At 62.8% G+C, this 6,000-nt stretch carries 3 protein-coding genes; 2 read left to right on the top strand and 1 reads right to left on the bottom strand.

Going from position 1 to position 6,000, the window contains the following annotated elements; all coding sequences use genetic code 11:
• On the bottom strand, positions 1 to 220 hold a 220-nt coding region (locus CCR82_RS16145), incomplete at its 3' end, for a hypothetical protein (protein WP_201246836.1).
• 428 nt (positions 221 to 648) lie between these two features.
• On the opposite strand from CCR82_RS16145, the gene CCR82_RS16140 reads away from it, so the two are divergent.
• Together CCR82_RS16140 and CCR82_RS16135 are read left to right on the top strand one after the other, a co-directional pair.
• Positions 649 to 4,614, top strand: coding sequence for a PAS domain S-box protein (locus tag CCR82_RS16140; protein WP_201246835.1), 3,966 nt, complete (start codon positions 649 to 651; stop codon positions 4,612 to 4,614).
• 104 nt (positions 4,615 to 4,718) lie between these two features.
• Entirely contained in the window at positions 4,719 to 5,960 is a 1,242-nt protein-coding gene (locus tag CCR82_RS16135; protein WP_338073194.1) for an EAL domain-containing response regulator, read from the top strand.
• Positions 5,961 to 6,000: the final 40 nt, after the last annotated feature.

Raw genomic sequence — 6,000 nt, 5'->3', positions numbered from 1 at the left:
TAAGGTGCTGCTCACCAACATCCCCGTCACCACTGGCGGCAAAGAAGGCCCCCAGCAGGCTGTGGCCCAAGGCCAAGACCCCACGCCATAAGCCTTCTTCAACCTCGTGGGTCGCCCGTGTGTCCTCAAGTGACGTTTCAACGAAGCTCACCAGTGCTTGCATCTGCTCGATCAGTTGGGGGCCGTGGCTGGTGAGCGTGGAGGTGTGTAGACTGAACATGGCGGTCTCTCAGGCGGTGGCGGTTCAACGGGATGGTTGCCCTGATCAGCCTACGCCTGTGAGCGCCGCCTTGCCCAAGGGCGTCACTCTTTCCACCCTCCTAGCAGTGGAGCCGCTCCTGCGCCGGTCGGCGCGCTCGGCAGGTTGCACCCATCTCGGTCAGCAGGTGGCTCCTTTATCCCGATCCCCGAGTGGCTCCATATGCGCGATCATTGACATGGCCAACATTCTGGTTGGCATCGTTGCCGTTCGCGGCCATCCCTCGGTGGCGACCTTTATAAGTCTTTACTGAGAGATGAATTGATCTTGTATAGGGTGTAGCTAACGGTGGCCTAGCCGCCGGAAACCCGTTGCCTAGACAGCCTCGACAGCCATGTTGCCGCTGCTGACCTAAATGGATGCGGTTTTGGTCATACGGAGTCTCACCCATGAGTCATCAACAGACAGGCATGAGTTGGTTCATCCTGCTCGCGCTGCTGAGCGTATTGGCATTGATTGGCAACACATTCAGTCTCGCCTTGCTCTTCGGCGTCGATGTCCTGTTCGGCTCCATTGCTACGCTCCTCGCGCTGTTTTGGCTCGCCCCGCTTGCCGGCCTGATTGCCTTCCGGGCGCTGAAGCTACGGCGTCGGCATCAGGTGCTGATCGAGGCGCTCTCGCAAGCCCAGACCGGGGTCATCATTACCGAGCGTCGCCATGGCGATGATCTGATCACCTATGTCAATTCCGGCTTCGAGACCATGACCGGCTACAGCGCCGCCGAGGTCAGCGGCCGCAACTGCCGTTTCATGCAGGGCGAAGATCGCGCGCAAGCCGCGCGCGGACAGATGCGCACCGCGCTGCACGATGGCGACACCTGCAACGTCATCATGCGCAATTACCGCAAGGACGGCACCCGCTTCTGGAACTCGCTGCACCTCTCGCCAATGCGCGATCGCGCCGGTCAGGTCACCCATTACATCGGTGTGCAGCAGGACGTGACCGAGGCGATCGAGACCCTGGAGCGCTTGCGCCTGAGCGAGGCGCGCTTGCAAGAAGCGCAGGCCATTGCCCATGTTGGCAGTTGGGAACTCGACTTGCACAGCGGCCAGGCGCAATGGTCCGATGAGACCTTTCGCCTGTTCGGCTTCGCGCCCGGCGCGACGCAAGCGAGCCTTGACTCTTTCCTCAAGGTCGTCGATCCCGCGCATAGCAAGCGCCTGGCTAGGGCCTTCACGACGGCCAAAAAGCACCCGGCAGGCGTCTATCAAGCCGAGTTCAGCGTGCTTGGCCCGGATGGCATTGCGCGCACCCTGCTGCAGCAGGGGCGTCTGCACCGCGACACCGAGGGCGCGCCCGAGCGCCTGGTCGGCACCTGTTTGGATGTCACCGAGCAAAAGGAGGCCGAGGTCGAACTCGCCAAACGCGAGACCATGGTCAGCGAGTTGCTCGCGCTTGCCACCGGCTTCGTCGGCGTCTCGGACCACTCTAACGACGAGAGTACCGAGCAGGCCCTCGCCCGTATTGGCGATTTCATCGACGCTGATCGCAGTTATCTGGTTTACCTCAGCGCGAACGGTAGTAAGGTCGACAAGATCTTCGAATGGAGCGACGAGAATGTGGCTCCCATTGGCGCGCATTACATCGATCTGCCAACCACCAAGCTGCCGATGATGATGGCGCAGCTTGCCGTCGGCGAGCCGGTGATCATCACCAATGTCGCCGAGTTCGATGCCAGCGGCTGGGTCAGGGAGCGCAACCTCATCGAGACGCAGCGCGTACAGTCCTTGCTTCTCGCGCCGCTGCAGCTCGATGAGCATCTGTTCGGTTTCGTGGGTGTCGAGATGGTGCGGTCACCACGCCAATGGAGTGCCATCGAGGCCCAGTTCCTGCAGCTGTTTGCCAACATCCTGGTGGCCAGCGAACAACGAACGCGCTCGCTCCTGGCGCTCAAACAGAGCAATGCCCGCTACGATGCCCTCGCGCGCCAGAGCCGAACCATTACGTGGGAACTCGACCCGGAAGGGCGGTTCACCTACATCAGCGATGTCTGCGAAGCCGTGCTCGGCTATGCCCCAGCGGAGATGCTCGGGCGCCATTACACCGACTATATCGCCGAACCGGAAGCCCGCGAACAGGCTGCCATTGCCGCCGACCTCATGGCCCGACGGCAGCCATTCGAGGAACTCATCATCCCCTTTCGCAGTCGCGCTGGCGACCCACTCTGGCTGTCGAGCGACGGCCGCCCTATCCTGACCGAGGACGGGCCATTTCTCGGCTATCGCGGCACGACCAAGGATGTCACCGAGCGCCAACGAACCCTGCAACGCCTTGCCCACAGCGAGTCCCGACTGAGCGCGATCTTCGAGAACACACCGATCGGGATCGCGTTGATCGGTCAGAATCGACGCCCGCTGATGGTCAACCAGGCGCTGACACGGTTTCTGGGCCGCGAGGCCGAGATCCTGACCTACATGCGACTCGACGACATCACCCATCCTAACGACCTGCACGGCGCCCTCGGCGAACTCAACGAAGTGCTCAAGGGGCAGCGCGACGCCTATCGCACCACCAGTCGTTACCTGCATGCCGATGGTCAGGTGCTCTGGGGTGATCTGCGGGTGTCGTTATTGCCCTCCAGCACCGAGGAGGAGCCCATCGCGCTGGCGATGATTGAGAACATCACGGATCTCCACGAGGCCCGCGAGCGACAGCGCGCCGCCGAGCAGGAGCTGACGGATTACGCGGAGCAGCTCGAATCCCTGCTCGACTTGGTCAATCTCTCGGTGCCCTACATGGAGCAGATTCAGGCGCTGCTGCGGCTTGCGCGCCGCAGCCTGAGGCTCGACAGCGCCGCCGCCTGGAGACTAGAGGCGGACGCGCGCTGTCGTCTGCTCCGCGCGGTACCTGATGGGCCCACTCCGCCCCAGGCACCACCGCCGGCGCTCGTGGCCGAAGCCTCCGCCGAGATTGGCAACCCCGTCATCATCGCGAGCGCCGAGGCTACCGAAGCGCCCTCCTCTGGCGCTCACTGGGACACGCACCCGGCCATGATCGGGGTGGTGATCGATTGCACAACCCCGGACGGCGATCAAGAGCAACTCTTGCTCACGCTTGCGCATGCAACCGCCATCCCGCCGCTGGAACTTGGGCAGCGTCAGCTGTTGCGCCTGATCGCTCAACGCATCGCCGCCGTGCGCCATCGCGATCAGTTGCAAGAGAACCTGGTCCAGTCGCGCGAGCGCGAAACCATCGGCCATCTCGCCAGCGGTGTCTCGCACGACTTCAATAATCTGCTCGGCGTGATCGACGCCAATCTCTTCTTCATTGCCGATGGACTCGGCGAGCAGGCCGCCGCCGACCCCGAGATCGGTCAAGTCATTGACGAGACCCGCAGTGCCCTCGGGCAGGCCAAGATCATTACCTCGGGCATGCTCACCATCAGCGGGTCGGGCAAGATCCCACTTGAGTCGATCGACCTCGCCAGCACCATCGGCGAGTTCCAGCCAATCCTTGGTCAGGTTCTTCCTCCCCGGATTCAGCTCCAGATCGATGTCGAGACAGGATTGCAGGCCTACAGCAATCGCGCCTTCCTGCAGTCGGCCCTGCTCAATCTGGCGCTCAATGCCCGCGACGCCATGAGCGAGCAAGGGACGCTGACCATTGCCGCCCGGCCCGTACACGCGGACACCGCCCGCCAGCCCCGGATCGGCAGCATACCGGCATCGGAGTGCATCGAGGTCCGCGTTGCCGACACCGGCAACGGCATTGCGCCGGAGCTGCTTGAGCGTATCTTCGAGCCCCTGTTCTCGACCAAGGCCAAACGTCGAGGTCATGGGCTCGGCCTGTTTATGGTCCGTGAGTTCGTGGTCCGCACCCAAGCGGGCCTCTGGGTCGACTCCGACGCTGGCCAAGGGACCTGTTTCCGCCTCCTGCTGCCCGCACAGGCGACGCCCCAAGCACCGCCTGATACACACAGGGCGCAAACCCCGGCGGCACTCGATGCACCGCCAGCGCTGAGCGCGCCGGAATCACGGCGCGTGCTTCTGGTCGAGGATGACCGCCGGGTGCGCGACGCGCTCTCACGCCTGCTAAAGATCGAAGGCTTCTCGGTCGCGACGGCAAGCCACGGCCAGGACGCCCTGCGGCAGCTGGCAACCATGGAGGGAACAATCGATCTCGTGCTGTCCGATATCGCCATGCCGGTGATGGACGGCCTCGACCTGTTCGCGCGCCTGAGCGAGCAGTTTCCAAGCCTTCCAGTCATCTTGATGACCGGTCAACAGGCCCATTGGGAACCACCGCTCAACAGCCGCGGTGAGCCGGTGCCGATTCTGCGCAAACCCATCGATCTCGGCACCCTCAAGGAGAGCATGCACCAGATGCTCCCGCCTAACCCGAATGCTCGCGCCTAACCAGGAGCGCCCGCTGATCTCTTAACAACTCTTTACCAAGCGCTCGCGGCAGCTGTTTTAATCTCAGTGCTACTGTCAAGATTGAGATGACCTGAGCTTCACCCATGGCCACCAGCGAACGTATCAAGGGCCTAGACATCGTTCCGAGAGAGGTGAGTCCAATGATCCTGAGTTGCTTGGATGATGACCCACGTATGGAAAGAACCCTATGCCGCTTTGCCGGGTTGCTCGGCCACAAGGTGCGCTTCCAGACCACGAGTGGCGCGCTACGCGACGATCTAGGCCGCCAGGTGCCCGATGTCATTGTACTGGATCTCAATCTCGGCACTGAAACCGGTGTCGACGTCCTCGGTTGGCTGGCCCGGTTTTACCCAACCGTGCCGCTCGTGTTCCTCTCGGGCCAGGGCGACGAACTGCTCGATACCGCTCGGCGCATCGCCCAAGGGAATGGGCTGACCGTGTACGGCGCCGTGAACAAGGCCAATCTGGTGCGTGAGCTTCCCGACGTGCTGTCTCGGCGCGGCCCACCAGAACGTCCGCAAAGGGCCCAGTTTCCAGCTCAGGCCCAGGCTGAACTCAGTCGCGAGGCGCTCTGTGTGTCTCTGCGCGCGGGCCGCATCAAGCCCTACTTTCAACCCATCCTCTCGGCGCGCACCCTGCAGCCGGTCGGTGCCGAGGTGTTGGCCCGCTTGTCCTTGCCCGAGGGCGGCATGCTCGAGGCCGGCGCCTTCATCCCGCTCGCCGAGCAATCCGGCCTGATCATGGACCTGACGCGCGTGCTCAGCGAACGCCTGATCGAACTCGAGCCGCAACTCAGACCGCTCGGGCTCGAGTTCCTCGCGCTCAATCTGTCCGCCGCCAACATCGAGGGCAAGGGCGCGACCGCGATGGTCAAACACCTCGTTGATGCCTTTGCCGGCAGCAGCCGCATCATGATCGAACTCACCGAGACAGCGGTTTTGCCGAATCTACAACAGATGCGCGCGCTGACCACCCAGCTGCGTCTCGGCGGCGCCTCGCTGGCTATCGATGATTTCGGCATCGGCTATTCGAGCATCCGCGCCCTCGCCGAGCTGCCCTATGATGCGTTGAAGATCGACCTCTCGTTTGTCGCCGAGATGTTCGACTCGGAGAAATCCGCCAATCTCATCGCCTCCATGCTGCACATGGCCCACAGCCTCAACCTGCAGGTGGTCGCCGAGGGCGTGGAGACCGAAGCGCAACGCGATCGGCTCATCGAGATGGGCGCCGATGGCCTACAAGGCTATCTGTTCGGCCGCCCGGTGCCGATCGAGCAATTCGCGCCCCAAGCGCGGGACCTGTTTCCAAAACAACTTGCCAGCTAACTTCACAAGTCTTTACCCAAGCCTTTATCGCACGCGTTTA

The organism is Halochromatium salexigens, assembly GCF_016653295.1.
Classification (GTDB): Bacteria; Pseudomonadota; Gammaproteobacteria; order Chromatiales; family Chromatiaceae; genus Lamprobacter; species Lamprobacter salexigens.
Note: the sequence above shows the minus strand (reverse complement) of the source record. Positions and strands in the feature narration are given on the sequence as shown.